The organism is Actinoplanes sp. 13, from assembly GCF_056134165.1.
Genome location: NZ_JBVYOQ010000028.1, coordinates 93,741 through 108,038, shown reverse-complemented (window position 1 = coordinate 108,038; position 14,298 = coordinate 93,741). Strand labels below are relative to the sequence as shown.

Sequence of the window (14,298 nt, the reverse complement as noted above, 5' to 3'; positions counted from 1 at the left end):
TTCTTGGCGCGCGGCGTGAACGGAATGTGCCCGCTCGGCGCCTGCTGACCCTGACCGATGATCTCCTCGACCTGCTGTCGCACCCCCTCCAGGGAGATGCCCAGACTCTCGAGAGCCTTGGCGGCAACGCCTTCGCCCTCGTGAATGAGGCCTAGCAGGATGTGCTCAGTCCCGATGTAGTTGTGGTTGAGCATCCGGGCCTCTTCTTGGGCCAGGACGACAACCCGTCGCGCTCGGTCGGTGAACCGCTCGAACATGCCCTCGTGCTCCTCACGTGCCGTGCGCCAATGCTGAGCCTGTCTCAACAGCTGGCGGGGCCAGCGCACGGGCATCGGTGATGCCCGTGCAGTAACTCTATCGCCGCTGACGGTGTCCGCCGGGTCCTCGCGACCCTTCGAAACGATCCGCAACGTTGATTTAGCCAACTTCGCACGCTCAACGGCTGTTCCCCCACCCGAACGTGTACGCGTACAGCGAAATCCCTGCGATCCACAGGCTGTGGACAACTACCGGGAAGCCTGTGGATAACCTGGGGACAAAAAGCCGGGAGGGCGTGCCGATCCAAGATCGACACGCCCTCCTCACCGGCTGGCCCCCGCCCACCGGCCGAAGCCCACCCGGGTCAAGCCCAAACGGGTTCAGCCCCGCCACAACCGAACGGTTCGAGCCCCGCCACAACCGAACGGTTCGAGCCCCGCCACAACCGACGCCGAAGGCGAGGGAAGCCCCGGCGGCCGTCTCAGGCCCGTCCGGGGCCCTTCGCGTGGAACTCGTCCACGATCTCCTGAGGGATCCGGCCGCGGTCGGAGATGTCCTTCCCCGCCTTCTTGGCCCACTCCCGGATCGCCTTGTTCTGCTCCCGGTCGGCGGTCGCGCCGCCGCGGCCGCGCGCCGCGCGGCCACCCACCACCACGCCACCGCGGGCCACCTTGGAGCCGGCGTTCACGTAGGGCTCGAAGACCTCCCGCAATTTAGCGGCGTTCTTCTCCGAGAGATCGATCTCATACTGAATGCCGTCGAGCGCAAACTTGACGGTCTCTTCAGCGTCGCCGCCGTCGATGTCATCGACCAACTTGTGAATGATCTGCTTGGCCACGCGCGGTTATCCTCCCGAACACAGGTTCTCTCCCCAGCAATGGGAAGACAATAACGCCAGGGACGCATAGCCCGTCAATGGCGGTGGAGAAATATGCGCGACTACTCCGGCCGGGCCAACGGGAAGAGGATGGTTTCCCGAATGCCCAGGCCGGTGAGCGCCATCAACAGCCGGTCGATTCCCATTCCCATGCCACCGGTAGGCGGCATTCCGTACTCCATGGCCCGCAGGAAATCCTCGTCGAGCTGCATGGCCTCGGCGTCGCCACCCGCCGCGAGCAGGGACTGAGCGTGCAGACGCTCGCGCTGCACCACCGGGTCGACCAGCTCGGAATAGGCGGTCGCCAGCTCGAAACCGGCGACATAGAGGTCCCACTTCTCGGTCAGACCGGGGGTGTCCCGGTGCGCCGCGGTGAGCGGGGCGGTCTCCTCGGGATAGTCCCGGACGAACGTGGGCGCCTGCAGCGACGGCTGGACGAGATGTTCGAACAGCTCCTCGGCGAGCTTGCCGGCGCTCCACTTGGGGTCGGCCGAGAGCTGGACCTTCTCCGCGTACTGCTGCAGCTGGGCGAGATCGGTCTGCACGGTGACCTCTTCGCCGAGCGCCTCGGAGAGCGAGCCGAACAGTGTGATCTGCCGCCACTCGCCGCCCAGGTCCAGTTCCGAGCCGTCGAAGTGGGTGACCACGTGCGAGCCGGCGACCGCGAACGCGGCCTCCTGAATCCACTCCCGGACCTGCTGCTGCATCACGTTGTAGTCGGCGTACGCCTGATACGCCTCGAGCATCGCGAACTCCGGTGAGTGCGTGGAGTCCATGCCCTCATTCCGGAAGTTGCGGTTGATCTCGAAGACCCGCTCGATGCCACCCACGACGGCACGCTTCAAAAACAGTTCCGGGGCGATCCGCAGATAAAGATCAGTGTCGAGCGCGTTGCTGTGCGTCACAAACGGCCGGGCCGCGGCGCCGCCGTGCAGCAACTGCAACATGGGCGTTTCCACCTCGAGATAATTGCGGCGGAACAGCGACTCGCGGAGGCTGCGGACCACGGTGGCGCGAGTGCGTACGACCTCCCGGGCCTGCGGCCGGACGATCAGATCGACATAGCGCTGCCGGACCCGGGTCTCCTCGGAAAGCGGCTTGTGCGCGACCGGAAGCGGGCGCAGCGCCTTGGCGCTCATGACCCAGGAATCGGCGAGAACGGACAGCTCACCGCGCCGGCTGGTGATCACCTCACCGGTCACCGCCACCAGGTCACCGAGGTCGACGGCGCGCTTCCACTCCTCCAGCGCCTGCGCGCCGACCTTGTCCAGCGAGAACATCGCCTGCAGTTCCGTGCCGTCGCCGGCGCGCAGGGTGGCGAAGCAGAGCTTCCCGCCGTTGCGCACGAAGATGACCCGGCCGGTGATGGAGACCTGGTCGCCGCTGGCGGTGTCGGTGGGCAGCTCGGCGTACCGGGCGCGGACCTCGGCGATCTCGGCGGTCCGGGGGACGTTGACCGGGTAGGCCGGCACGCCCTCGGCCAGCAGCCGGTCCCGCTTCGCCCGGCGGACCCGCATCTGCTCGGGCAGGTCCTCGGCTGGATCGGTCGCTGGCTGGTTCTGCTCGGTCACGGCAAGACTTCCTGTTGAATGCTGGTCGGGGACCTGGAAAGCGTACTTACCCGCGCTCAGACGTTCCGCTCATATACCATCCGGAGCCCGATCAGCGTGATCATCGGCTCGTGCGCGGTGATCGTGCGGCACTCGTCCTTGACCAGCCAGGCCAGCCCGCCGGTGGCGATCACCGCGCGGACCGGGCCGATCTCCTCGATCATCCGCTCGACGATCCGGTCCACCTGGCCGGCGAAACCGAAGTAGAGCCCGGCCTGCAGACACTCGACGGTGTTCTTGCCGATCACCGAGCGCGGCCTGGTCGGCTCGACCTTGCGCAGCTGCGCGGCACGGGCGGCGAGCGCGTCGAAGGAGATCTCGATGCCGGGCGCGAACGCGCCGCCGAGGAATTCGCCCTTCGCGCTGATCAGGTCGAAGTTGGTGGTGGTGCCGAAGTCGACCACGATCGACGGCCCGCCGTAGAGGGCGTGCGCCGCGAGCGTGTTGACCACCCGGTCGGCGCCGACCTCCTTGGGGTTGTCGATGGCCAGCTGCACCCCGGTCTTCACGCCCGGCTCCACCACCACGCTGGGCACGTCACCGTAGTACCGCTTCAGCATGGTGCGCAGGTTGCGCAGCGCGGCGGGCACGGTCGAGCAGGCGGCCACGCCGGTGATCTCGACGGCGTCGCCGGCGAGCAGCCCGCGGAACATCAGACCGAGCTCGTCGGCCGTCGAGGCGGCGTCGGTCTTGATCCGCCAGTTGTGCACCAGCTTGTCGCCGTCGAAGGTCGCCAGGACAGTGTTGGTGTTACCGATGTCAATGCAGAGCAGCACAAGGGCCCCAATCAAAATCAAGACCTTTATTTTGTACGGCCACAACTCCACAGGCGCAGCCACCCCGCCCGCCGAGCCCACGCCCACCCTGTGTGTGAAGTTCGGCCCGCATACGCACCACAACTTCACACGCAAGTCTCGCCACCCCGCTGCCACGCCCACCCTGTGTGTGAAGTTCGGCCCGCATACGCACCGCAACTTCACACGCAGGTTCTGGGGCGCGGGGGTCAGCGGGGGCGTAGGTCCAGGGCGATGTCGAGGATCGGTGAGGAGTGGGTGAGCCCGCCCACCGAGAGGTAGTCGACGCCGGTCGCCGCGTAGGCCGCGGCCGTCTCCAGGGTCAGGTTGCCGGTCGCCTCCAGCTCCACCCCGTCGCCACCGACCGCCGACACCACCTCGGTGAGCAGCTCCGGCGTCATGTTGTCGCAGAGCAGGAACGTGGCGCCGGCCGCCACCGCCTCGCGCGCCTCGTCCAGGGTGGTCACCTCGACCTGCACCGCCACGTCCGGTGCCGTCGTCCGCACCAGCTGGTACGCGGCCGTGATGCTGCCCGCCGCGAGCTTGTGGTTGTCCTTGATCATGGCGACGTCGTAGAGGCCCATGCGCTTGTTGGTGCCGCCGCCGGCCCGGACCGCGTACTTCTCCAGCACCCGCAGCCCGGGGGTGGTCTTACGGGTGTCCAGGACCGTCGCCTTCGTGCCGGCCAGCTGGTCCGCCCAGCGACGGGTGTGGGTGGCGACGCCGGACATCCGGCAGAGCAGGTTCAGCGCGGTGCGCTCGGCGGTCAGCAGCGCCCGGGTCGGCCCGGTCACCACGGCCAGCACGTCACCCCGGCGCACCCGGTCTCCGTCGGCCACGGCCGGCTCGAAGGTGGCCGCGCCGGCCGAGGTGGCGGCGAAGACCTCGGCGGCGACGAGCAGGCCGGCCACCACGCCGTCGGCCCGGGCAACCAGCTCGGCGGTGTCCACCTGGCCGACCGGGATGGTGGCCTCGCTGGTCACGTCCCGGGGCGGCTCGCCGAGGTCCTCGGCGAGCGCGTTCAGGACGATGCGCTGGATGTCGGCGAAGTCGAGCTCGAGCTGGGTCACGCCATCTCCTGGAAGGTCTGCGTCAGGGTGCCGTCGGGGCCGACCGCGTCGAGCAGGTGGCCACGCCACTCGTCGGCCGCGTCCGGGTGGTCCTCGCGCCAGTGGCAGCCACGGGTCTCGCGGCGGGCGCGCGCCGAGGCCACCAGGGCGGTGGCGACGGTGAGCAGGTTGGTCGCCTCCCAGGCCGCGTTGTAGGGGCGGGAGCGCAGCTCGGCGAGCCGGGTCAGCTCCGCGGCCGCGATGTCGAGCGAGCCGGCCGAGCGGAGCACGCCGGCGCCGCGGGTCATGGCGCGCTGCAGGTCGGTGCGGATCGCCGGGTCGACGACCCAGGCGGGACCGTCGGCGGCCGGGGCCGGGTCGGCCTGGGGCGGCAGGTCGCGGGCCACGTCGTCGGCGATCCGCTTGGCGAACACCAGGCCCTCCAGCAGGGAGTTGCTGGCCAGCCGGTTGGCGCCGTGCACGCCGGTGCAGGCGACCTCGCCGCACGCGTACAGGCCGGGGATGCTGGTGCGGCCGTGCAGGTCGGTACGCACGCCGCCGGAGGCGTAGTGCGCGGCCGGCGCGACGGGGATCAGGTCGGTGGCCGGGTCCACCCCGGCGTCCCGGGTCGAGGCCGTGATCGTCGGGAAGCGCGACTCCAGGAACTCCCGGCCGAGGTGCCGGGCATCCAGATAGACGTGGTCCGCCCCGCTCGACAGCAGCACCCGGTGGATCCCCTTGGCGACCACGTCGCGGGGTGCCAGCTCGGCGAGCTCGTGCTGCCCCACCATGAACCGCTTGCCCGCCTCGTCCACCAGGTGGGCGCCCTCGCCACGCAGCGCCTCGGAGATCAGCGGCCGCTGCGCGGCGCCGGGCTGCGCGGAGTCTGTCCCGCCGACGAACGACGTGGGGTGGAACTGCACGAACTCGACGTCGGTGACCTCGGCGCCGGCCCGCAGCGCGAGCGCCACACCGTCGCCGGTGGAGACCGACGGGTTGGTGGTGGACGAGAAGATCTGGCCCATCCCGCCGGTGGCCAGCACCACGGCCCGGGCCAGGATCGCGCCGACGCCGTCCGCGCTGCCCTCGCCGAGCACGTGCAGGGTGATCCCGCAGGCCCGGCCGTCGGCGGCGCGCATCAGGTCCAGCACGAGGGCGTGCTCGACGAGTCGGATCCACGGGTCCCGGCGAACCGCCTCGTGCAGCGCGCGCTGCACCTCGGCGCCGGTCGCGTCGCCGCCGGCGTGCACGATCCGGTCGGCCCGGTGCCCGCCCTCACGGGTCAGCATCAGCGAGCCGTCCGGGTGGCGGTCGAACGCGGCACCGCGGCGGATCAGCTCCCGGATGCGTGCCGGGCCCTCCTCGACCAGGACCCGCACCGCCTCCGGGTCGCAGAGCCCGACGCCGGCGACCTCCGTGTCGTAGGCGTGCGCCTTCGGCGTGTCCAGCGGGTCCAGCACCGCGGCGATCCCGCCCTGCGCCCATCTGGTGGAGCCGTCGTCGATGTTCACCTTGGTCACGACGGTCACGTGCAGGCCGTGTTCGCGCAGGTGAAGTGCCGCGGTCAGGCCGGCGATGCCGGAGCCCACCACCACCACGTCGGTCGTCTCGGACCAGCCCGGCTCGGCGGCGGCGAGCCGGCGCGGCAGCGCCGGTAGATCCGCGAGAGGAGACATGTGTGTCAGTACACTCCGCGCCTACGGCCGCGTCACGCCGGGGCCGACATCAGTGGTCACCGTTACTTGTACTGAACCGGCAGGGCTTTCGTCCCCTTGCCCTTGAGCGACGTGGTCAGCTCGGCGCCGTCCAGCCACAGGTAACAGCGCACCGAGTGGTCGCCCTGCGCCCAGACGTCGGTGTTGCCGGGCAGCGACACCACCCCGGTGCGGTACCGCAGGTCGTCGTCGGCCGGCACGCCCACATATCCGGCCACCAGGCCGCGGCAGCCGTCGTGGAACTCCTCCCAGGTGGCGTCGCCCTTGGGGTAGGAAGCCTTGGCGGGCGCGTTCCAGATGCCGACGAACTCGGCGTTGTGCTTCCGGTCGCACTCGACCGGGGGCATCGTGTCGATCGCGCCGGAGTCGTCCATCTCGATGGCGTAGCAGCCCAGCATCAGCTCGGAGGTGCCGTCGGCCAGCTCGCCCTTGAGGGTGCCCTCGCGCTGGGTGAGGGCGCCGTCGTCCTCGATCGAGTCGAGCTCGACCACCTCGCAGCGGTACCAGCGGGCGCCGCCGGTCCACGCGGCCGGCGACGGATGGGTGACGCCGATCCAGAGCCGGGCGTTGCGCCACGGGCCGCCGACGTACTCGGTGGTCTTCTCGTCGCAGGTCCGGTACGCCTCACGGGCGCCGGCCGAGCTGTTCTCCGGCGGTTCGGCACCGTCGGCGGCGGCCCCGGTGTACTCCCCGACGAAGACCGTCTCGGTCCGGTGCAGGACGTCGCAGTCGGCCTCCTCATAGATGGCCCGCGGACCGGAGACGGCGAAGTTGGCGAGGTGGCAGGTGCCGGCCTCGGGCACGAACCCGCTGGCCGGAGCCATCGCCGCCCAGTTGTCGGTCAGATCGCCGTCCACGTTGCTGCCGTCGCCGCAGCCCGCCGCCAGCAGCAGCAGAGCCGCGCTCGCGGCGGCCAGCCCGCACCGGGCACGCAACCGGTGTCGCATGAACCCACGCCTCTTCCCACGCCGCCGGTGTCCGATTTATCCATCATATGATGATCGTTCGGACCCCGGCGGCGTTCGAGGAAGTCAGCGGGCGCTCAGCGTCAGATCCCCCCGCACCAGGTCGTCCGCCATCCCGGCGACCGCCTCGGCCGGATCGGCGCCCAGCTCGATGATCTTGTTGGCGGCGTCCACGTGCACGATCCGGGGCTGATGTCCACGCGCCTCGGCGTCGTCCATCTGCCCGTACGAGATCAGGATGACCAGGTCCCCAGGGTGCACCAGGTGCGCCGCCGCGCCGTTGATGCCGATCACGCCGCTGCCCCGCTCACCCGGGATCACATAGGTCTCCAGCCGGGCCCCGTTGGTGACGTCGACGATCGCCACCTGCTCGCCGGGCAGCAGATCGGCCGCCTCCAGCAGATCGAGATCGACCGTGACGGACCCGACGTAGTGCAGGTCGGCCTGGGTGACGGTGGCCCGGTGGATCTTCGACTTCAGCATCGTGCGGAGCATCAGGCGCCCTTCTGCAGACGGAGCGGGACATTGTCGATCAAGCGGGTGGTGCCGACCTTGGCGGCCACGAGCAAGCGTGCGTCCCCCGAGTCCGGCGCGGCGCCGAGGTCCGTGCCGGTCAGTTCGAGGTAGTCCACCCGTACCTCCGGCTCCTTCGCCAAGATCTTGTGGGCGACGGCCAGGACCTCATCGGGGTCGTGCTGCTCGGCGCCCTCGCGCAACGCGCGGGAGAGCGCCAGCGCAGCCCGGCGCTGGTCCGGCGAGAGGAACCGGTTACGGCTGGAAAGAGCAAGACCATCCGGTTCGCGTACGGTCGGAACACCGATGATCTCGACGTCCAGCTCCAGATCGGTCACCATCCGGCGGATCAGCGCGAGCTGCTGGAAGTCCTTCTCCCCGAAGTACGCGACGTCGGCGCGGGTCAGCATCAGCAGCTTCTCGACCACGGTCAGCATCCCGGAGAAGTGGCCGGGACGGCTCGCACCCTCCAGGATCTCGCCGAGCGGCCCCGGATGCATGGTGATCGACGGCGCCCCGCCCGGGTAGACGTCGTCCCGGCCCGGCGCGAAGACCACCGCGACACCCTCCGCGGCACAGGCCGCGACGTCGGCGTCGAGAGTGCGCGGGTATTTCTCGAAGTCTTCGTCCGGCCCGAACTGCAGCGGGTTCACAAAGATCGTGACCAGCACGAAGGCGGAGCGCTTCCGGGCCTCCCGCATCAGCTGCCGATGACCCTCGTGCAGCGCGCCCATGGTCATCACGACCGCGATCTCACCCTGCGCCAGATCCAGCACCGAAGCCAGCTCGGCCCGGGTGTGCACCAGTGCGGTCATGTGGTCGTCTCCTTCACTTCGGTCCGCCCGCCGCCGGTCTGCCGGCCCCCGGACCGCGCCAGCACGTCGAGCAAAGCGGTCGCGTCGTGCGGGCGCAGCCGCCCGGAGGCGATCGCCCGGTCCGCGGTCCGGCGGGCCATCGCCAGATAGGCCGGGACCGCGTCGGCCGGCATCCGGTCCAGGTGCTTGGCGACCGTGCCGGCGTCACCGCGGGAGACCGGGCCGGTCAGCGCGGCGTCGCCCATCCGCAGGGCGTTGTCGAGCGCGGCGGTCAGCAGTGGCTCGAGCACCCGGCGAGGCTGCTCCACGCCGGCCGAGCGCAGCAGGTCGGCGGCCTCGTTGACGAGCGTGACCAGATGGTTCGCGCCGTGCGCGAGCGCCGCGTGATAGACCGGCCGGGAATCCTCCGTGACCCACTCCGGCACGCCGCCGAGATCGGCGACCAGCCGGGTGGCGAAGACCCGGTCCGGCGTGGTGACACCCCAGGCGATGCCGGGCAGCCGGTCCAGGTCGGAAGCGGCGCCGGTGAAGGTCATCGCGGGGTGCAGGGCCATGCCGTTCACATCGCCCAGAACAGCGAGTCCGTGAGCACCTGAGGTGTGCGCCACGACCTGGCCGGGGCGCAGCGCCCCGGTCCGGTCCAGGCCGGCGACCACGCTGCCCAGAACGTCGTCCGGGACGGCGAGCAGCAACAGGTCGGTGGCGGCCCGGGCGACCTCGTGCGCGGGCAGGACGGCGGCGTCCGGCAACAGGCGGGCGGCACGCTCACGGGAGGCGGCGGAGACAGCGGCGGCGGCGACCACCCGGTGCCCGGCCCGGGTCAGCGCGGCGCCCAGCACGGCGCCCACCCGGCCGGCGCCGATGACGCCGACGGTCAAAGCGTTCATCTATGGATCCAGTCCTCAGGGTCGGGGTACCGGTCGAGCGCCAGTATGCTCCGCCGTAACACGTCCGTAGCAACCCTTAGTGAAGAACCGCACCGGCACCGATCCGATCGGCCGGGGCACGGTTGCGCTGAGTTCCTTCCGACTCGGCTCGTTCCGACTGGTGGCATGGTGGCGATCGGCTGGCGGCACGCGATGCAGGCGGCCCTCTACGGGCCCGGCGGATTCTTCGTACGGCCTCACGGTGGACCGGCCGCCCACTTCCGGACCAGCGTGCACGCCTCGCCGCTGTTCGCCGGGGCCCTGCTGCGGGTGATCGAACGGGTGGACGCGGCGCTGGGGCATCCGAAGACGTTCGACCTGGTGGACGTGGGCGCGGGGCGGGGGGAGCTGCTTCTCACCCTGCGCGCGCTGCTGCCGGAGGATCTCGCCCGGCGGGTGCGGTTGTCGGCCGTGGAGATGGCACCGCGGCCGGACGGTCTCGACCGGGCGTCTCGGGCGGACGAACTCGATCGGCCGTCTCAGTTCGACGAACTCGATCGGGCGTCTCAGTTCGACGAACTCGATCGGGCCTCTCAGCCGGACGGGCCGGAGCCGATGATCCACTGGCGGCGGGACGTGCCGGCGGACATCGTGGGGCTGCTGGTCGCCACCGAGTGGCTGGACAACGTGCCGCTGGACATCGTGGACACCGACGAGCAGGGGCGGCTGCGGAAGATGCTGGTGGACCCGGCCACGGGCGTGGAGACGCTCGGGGCCGCGGCCGACGCGGCGGACCTGTTCTGGCTGAGCCGGTGGTGGCCGGGGCCCGGCCGGATCGAGATCGGCTGGCCCCGGGACGCCGCCTGGGCGGACGCGGTGGACTCGGTGCGGCGCGGGGCCGCGCTGTGTGTTGACTACGGGCATCGGCGGAGCGAGCGCCCGGCGTTCGGGACGCTCACCGGGTTCCGGGACGGGCGGCAGGTGACACCGGTCCCGGACGGGAGCTGCGACGTCACGGCACATGTGGCCATGGACGCGGTGGCGGTCGCTGCCGGTACGCCGTACCAGATGATCCGCCAGCGTGATGCGCTGAAAGCGTTCTGTGTCGACGGCGCCCGCCCACCGATGGCCCTGGCCCGCACGGACCCGGCGGCCTATGTCCGGGCGCTGGCCGGAGCCGGTGCCGCCGCCGAGCTGATCGACCCGCACGGCCTGGGTGGGCACTGGTGGCTGTGGCACACCGTCGGAGTGGACGTGCCGCTGACATGACGCGGCGGGCTCCCGGCCTCGGCCGTGCCCTCCGGCTCCCGCTGCGGCTGCGCTTCCGGCTTCCGGCTCGCCGCCGCCTCTCTCCGCGCCGCCCGGCGGCACACCGAGGTCTCGCCGGGCGTGGGACGATGCTGCGGTGACGGACGCCCTTCCGACCGCCCCGCCCACCACCGGAGCCTCTCTTCAGGAGATGACGGTCGGCACCGGCGCAGGGCTCGACACCGCCGACATGGTTCTCAACATCGGCCCGCAGCACCCCTCCACGCACGGCGTGCTCCGGCTCAAGCTCACCCTCGACGGTGAGCGGGTGATCGCGTGCGAGCCGATCGTCGGCTACATGCACCGGGGCGCGGAGAAGCTGTTCGAGGTGCGCGACTACCGCCAGATCATCATGCTGGCGAACCGGCACGACTGGCTGTCCGCGTTCTCCAACGAGCTGGGCGTCGTGCTCGCCGTGGAACGGCTGATGGGCATCGAGGTGCCGGAGCGCGCGGTCTGGCTGCGGATGGCGCTGGCCGAGCTGAACCGGGTGCTCAACCACCTGATGTTCCTCGGCTCCTACCCCCTCGAGATCGGTGCGATCACGCCGATGTTCTACGCGTTCCGGGAACGCGAGACACTGCAGGCGGTGATGGAGGAGGTCTCCGGCGGCCGGATCCATTACATGTTCAACCGGGTCGGCGGCCTGAAGGAGGAGGTCCCGGCCGGGTGGACCAAACGGGCCCGGCAGGCGGTCGCGGCGGTGCGGCAGCGGATGCCGGACCTCGACCGGATCATCCACAAGAACGACATCTTCCTGGCCCGGACAGTCGGCGTCGGCGTGCTCAGCGCGGCGCAGGCAGCGGCGTACGGGGCCTCCGGGCCGGTCGCGCGGGCCAGCGGCCTGGATCTCGACCTGCGGCGGGACGAGCCCTACCTGTTCTACGACCAGCTGGACGTGCCGGTGGTGACCCGGACGGCGGGCGACTGTCACGCCCGGTTCGAGGTGCTGCTGGAGCAGGTGTTCGCGTCCCTGGACCTGGTGGAGCAGTGCCTGGACCGGGTCGACCGGACCGGCGGGCCGGTCAACGTGCGGCTGCCCAAGGTGGTGAAGGCGCCGGAGGGACATACGTACGCGTGGACCGAGAACCCGCTCGGGGTGAACGGCTACTACCTGGTGTCCCGGGGCGAGAAGACCCCGTGGCGGCTCAAGCTGCGGACCGCGTCGTACGCCAACGTCCAGGCGCTGGCGACGCTGATCCCGGGCTGCCTGGTGCCGGACCTGATCGCGATCCTGGGCTCGATGTTCTTCGTCGTCGGCGACATCGACAAGTAACCGCGCCGGCCGCCCCTGGGCACAGCCGTCGGCGCGTCAGGTGCGCCGGGCCGGTCGTCAGCCGCGCCCGTCAGGCACGCCCGGCCGGTCGAGCCGCGCCCGTCAGGCGCCGGGCCGGTCGTCAGCCGCGCCCGTCAGGCGCCGGGCCGGTCGTCTGCCGCGCCCGGCCTGTGACGTTGCCGCTCTCTCGGTCAGCGGCCGTCGTCGTGGTAACCGCCGTACGAGGCGAAGTCGGCGAGGCTACCCACGTTGGTGTCGTTGGCCGAGGGCCGGTGCCGGCGAGCCTTGTACTGGGCCCCGTCACCATGCTGGTCCGCCTTCTGATACCCGCCGGAGTCGTACCCGTTCGCCGTGAAGCCGCCGGACTCGTAGACCTCCGGGTCGTAACCCCCGGCCTCATAGCCACCCGAGTCGAAGCCGGTGGAGTCGTAGTCGCCGTCGTAGTAGCCGTTCTCCGGGTTGCCGGTCGCCGGGTCGTAGTCGTCATATCCGTAGTCGTTCGCACCCGAATAGCCGTTGACGGCGCCGAAATCCCCGTCGGGGTTGTCCGGGCGGCCGTACTGGGCACCCGGCCGTACGGGAGCGGGCTGCGGACCGGGCCTGCGGGCTCCGGGTCCGGGTCCGGGTCCGGGATGTCCGGGTCCGGCATATCCAGGCCCGGCTGGCCTGTCGGGGCCTGCTGGTCCGCTGAATCCGCCGGTTCCGGCAGGCCCGTTGAACCCACCGGATCCGCTCGGCGTGGTGGATCCGGGGAGTTGGCCCGGCCGCACGGAAGCGGCGGCCCGGGCCGGGCCGGAGCCGGGCAGCGGCACCGAGGCCGCACCCGAACCTCGAACCGGACCGGGCGGCGGCACCGACGCGGCGCCCGTCCCGCGACCTGGACCGTGGCCGGGCGGTGGCACCGCGGCCGGGCCGGGACCGTGCGGTGGCACCGCAACCGGGCCGGGACCGTGCGGTGCGGCAGCGGCGGCACGCGGGCGGGGCACCGGCCCCGAGCCGGAGGAGGGCGCGACCGGCGCGGCACCGGACCGGTTGCCCGGCCCACCGTGGCCCGCCGGCATCGCACCGGGAATCGGCCCCGCCATCGCCGCGGGCCCGCTGACCGAGGCGGATCCACTCACCGGAGCGGGTCCGGAAGCCGCCGGCGGCCGCACCGAGGCGGCACCGGCCACGCCGGGCACCGAAGCCGCCGCCCGCCCGGCCGGCGCGTACCCGGCCGGCCCATGCCCGGCCGGTCCGTGGCCCTGCATCTGAGCCGGCGACACCGGGGACGGGCTCGGCACCGACGCTCGCCCCCCGGTGCTGCGACCAGGATTGGTCGGACGCCTACCGCCGCCGTCGACCGGCTCGCCGTAGGTGGGCCCTTCCTGCCGATATCCGCCCTGGTCGTACTCGCCCTGCCGGTCGTCACCGGAGTCGTACCCATCCGGGCCGTAGCCGTTGCTGTAGTCGCCCGACCCGTACTCGCCCGCCGGGCTCACCGCGTTCCCGTCATAGCCGGCGCCGGCGCCGTAGCCGCCGTCATACCCCGGCTCGGCATAACCATCGCGACCGTCGAACCCGTTGCCGTCCGGCCCGAAGCTCCCCTCCGGTCCGAAACTCCCCTCCGGTCCGAAGTCGTCGTCGGGGAAGAAGCTGCCGTTCGGCGCGAACCCGGGCTGCGCTGCGTGACCAGCGTCGGACGGTGGCGGGCCTGCCACCTGCGCACGGCCGCCAGGCACGCGGGGCTGGAGCGGAGGCCGCGGGCCGTCCGGGACGGTGCCCGGCGCGGCGGCGACGGCGGCGAACTCGGCCCGCATCTCCTTGCGGAGCGTCTCCACCTCTTGCGCGACACGGTCCTCGATGTCCATCCGCAGCAGCACCGGATCATTGCGGACCAGCATCGACGTACCGATCAGCACGACGCTGACGGCGACCAGCAGGACACCGAAGCGCAGGGAGCCGGATCCGCCGCCCACCAGGACGACGGCTGCCGCCAGCGGGGCGACGATCACGCTCGACCAGATGAGGCCACGGAGGAGCCGTGCGTTGTGTCCCGATTGGGGGTCCCGTTCCGGCATGGGCGCAGATGTTACCGAGAGTGCGCCCGGGGCGAAACGGCCGAGCATCGGACGGCATATCCGGGGGAGATGCTGGGCCCCCGGATATGGACCGCCCGCGCCCGGCCGAGTCGCACCGTGCAGGGCCGGACCGAGCCGGCCGGACCGGACCAAGCCGGCCCACCCGTCCGAGCCGCTCAGGTCTGTCCGGCG

13 protein-coding genes are annotated in these 14,298 nt (G+C 71.4%); 2 read left to right on the top strand and 11 right to left on the bottom strand.

Features of this window, described 5'->3' with window-relative positions; genetic code table 11:
- The 10 genes from AC0NH5_RS35245 to AC0NH5_RS35200 form a co-directional block, all read right to left on the bottom strand.
- A partial coding sequence (locus tag AC0NH5_RS35245; protein WP_474411396.1) for a Clp protease N-terminal domain-containing protein occupies window positions 1-257 on the bottom strand: 257 nt, incomplete at its 3' end.
- A gap of 482 nt (window positions 258-739) precedes the next feature.
- Window positions 740-1,096 carry a histone-like nucleoid-structuring protein Lsr2 gene (locus AC0NH5_RS35240; protein ID WP_474411395.1) on the bottom strand — a complete coding sequence of 119 codons (357 nt, stop codon included), beginning with the start codon at window positions 1,094-1,096 and terminating at the stop codon, window positions 740-742.
- Between the two features lie 101 nt (window positions 1,097-1,197).
- On the bottom strand, window positions 1,198-2,706 hold the full coding sequence (lysS, locus tag AC0NH5_RS35235) for a lysine--tRNA ligase (protein WP_474411394.1): 1,509 nt from the start codon (window positions 2,704-2,706) through the stop codon (window positions 1,198-1,200).
- Between the two features lie 56 nt (window positions 2,707-2,762).
- On the bottom strand, window positions 2,763-3,521 hold the full coding sequence (locus AC0NH5_RS35230) for a type III pantothenate kinase (RefSeq protein ID WP_474411393.1): 759 nt from the start codon (window positions 3,519-3,521) through the stop codon (window positions 2,763-2,765).
- A 227-nt stretch (window positions 3,522-3,748) separates the two neighbouring features.
- A complete protein-coding gene (gene nadC / locus AC0NH5_RS35225) occupies window positions 3,749-4,609 on the bottom strand; it encodes a carboxylating nicotinate-nucleotide diphosphorylase (RefSeq protein WP_474411392.1) in 861 nt (286 codons plus the stop codon).
- Window positions 4,606-6,264 carry an L-aspartate oxidase gene (locus AC0NH5_RS35220; protein ID WP_474411391.1) on the bottom strand — a complete coding sequence of 553 codons (1,659 nt, stop codon included), beginning with the start codon at window positions 6,262-6,264 and terminating at the stop codon, window positions 4,606-4,608. Before AC0NH5_RS35220 ends, nadC begins: the two co-directional genes overlap by 4 nt.
- 62 nt (window positions 6,265-6,326) lie before the next feature.
- A complete protein-coding gene (locus AC0NH5_RS35215) occupies window positions 6,327-7,250 on the bottom strand; it encodes a septum formation family protein (protein ID WP_474411390.1) in 924 nt (307 codons plus the stop codon).
- Window positions 7,251-7,334: 84 nt separating this feature from the next.
- Window positions 7,335-7,763 carry an aspartate 1-decarboxylase gene (gene panD / locus AC0NH5_RS35210; protein ID WP_474411389.1) on the bottom strand — a complete coding sequence of 143 codons (429 nt, stop codon included), beginning with the start codon at window positions 7,761-7,763 and terminating at the stop codon, window positions 7,335-7,337.
- Window positions 7,763-8,596: a pantoate--beta-alanine ligase gene (panC, locus tag AC0NH5_RS35205; RefSeq protein ID WP_474411388.1), complete on the bottom strand. Its 834-nt coding sequence runs from the start codon at window positions 8,594-8,596 to the stop codon at window positions 7,763-7,765. The genes panD and panC overlap by 1 nt, the downstream gene beginning before the upstream one ends.
- On the bottom strand, window positions 8,593-9,483 hold the full coding sequence (locus AC0NH5_RS35200) for a Rossmann-like and DUF2520 domain-containing protein (protein WP_474411387.1): 891 nt from the start codon (window positions 9,481-9,483) through the stop codon (window positions 8,593-8,595). The genes panC and AC0NH5_RS35200 overlap by 4 nt, the downstream gene beginning before the upstream one ends.
- A 168-nt stretch (window positions 9,484-9,651) precedes the next feature.
- On the opposite strand from AC0NH5_RS35200, the gene AC0NH5_RS35195 reads away from it, so the two are divergent.
- Window positions 9,652-10,731 carry an SAM-dependent methyltransferase gene (locus AC0NH5_RS35195; protein WP_474411404.1) on the top strand — a complete coding sequence of 360 codons (1,080 nt, stop codon included), beginning with the start codon at window positions 9,652-9,654 and terminating at the stop codon, window positions 10,729-10,731.
- 190 nt (window positions 10,732-10,921) lie between these two features.
- Window positions 10,922-12,046, top strand: coding sequence for an NADH-quinone oxidoreductase subunit D (locus tag AC0NH5_RS35190; RefSeq protein ID WP_474411403.1), 1,125 nt, complete (start codon window positions 10,922-10,924; stop codon window positions 12,044-12,046).
- Window positions 12,047-12,237: 191 nt separating this feature from the next.
- Here AC0NH5_RS35190 and AC0NH5_RS35185 read toward each other — a convergent pair whose 3' ends face one another.
- Window positions 12,238-14,106: a hypothetical protein gene (locus AC0NH5_RS35185; RefSeq protein WP_474411386.1), complete on the bottom strand. Its 1,869-nt coding sequence runs from the start codon at window positions 14,104-14,106 to the stop codon at window positions 12,238-12,240.
- Window positions 14,107-14,298 lie beyond the last annotated feature (192 nt).

Excerpts from the sequence above, each read along its gene's own strand:
- AC0NH5_RS35220 (WP_474411391.1), bottom strand. The coding sequence starts at position 6,264 with ATGTCTCCTCTCGCGGATCTACCGGCGCTGCCGCGCCGGCTCGCCGCC.
- AC0NH5_RS35215 (WP_474411390.1), bottom strand. The coding sequence starts at position 7,250 with ATGCGACACCGGTTGCGTGCCCGGTGCGGGCTGGCCGCCGCGAGCGCG.
- panD (WP_474411389.1), bottom strand. The coding sequence starts at position 7,763 with ATGCTCCGCACGATGCTGAAGTCGAAGATCCACCGGGCCACCGTCACC.
- panC (WP_474411388.1), bottom strand. The coding sequence starts at position 8,596 with ATGACCGCACTGGTGCACACCCGGGCCGAGCTGGCTTCGGTGCTGGAT.
- AC0NH5_RS35200 (WP_474411387.1), bottom strand. The coding sequence starts at position 9,483 with ATGAACGCTTTGACCGTCGGCGTCATCGGCGCCGGCCGGGTGGGCGCC.
- AC0NH5_RS35190 (WP_474411403.1), top strand. The coding sequence starts at position 10,922 with ATGACGGTCGGCACCGGCGCAGGGCTCGACACCGCCGACATGGTTCTC.
- AC0NH5_RS35185 (WP_474411386.1), bottom strand. The coding sequence starts at position 14,106 with ATGCCGGAACGGGACCCCCAATCGGGACACAACGCACGGCTCCTCCGT.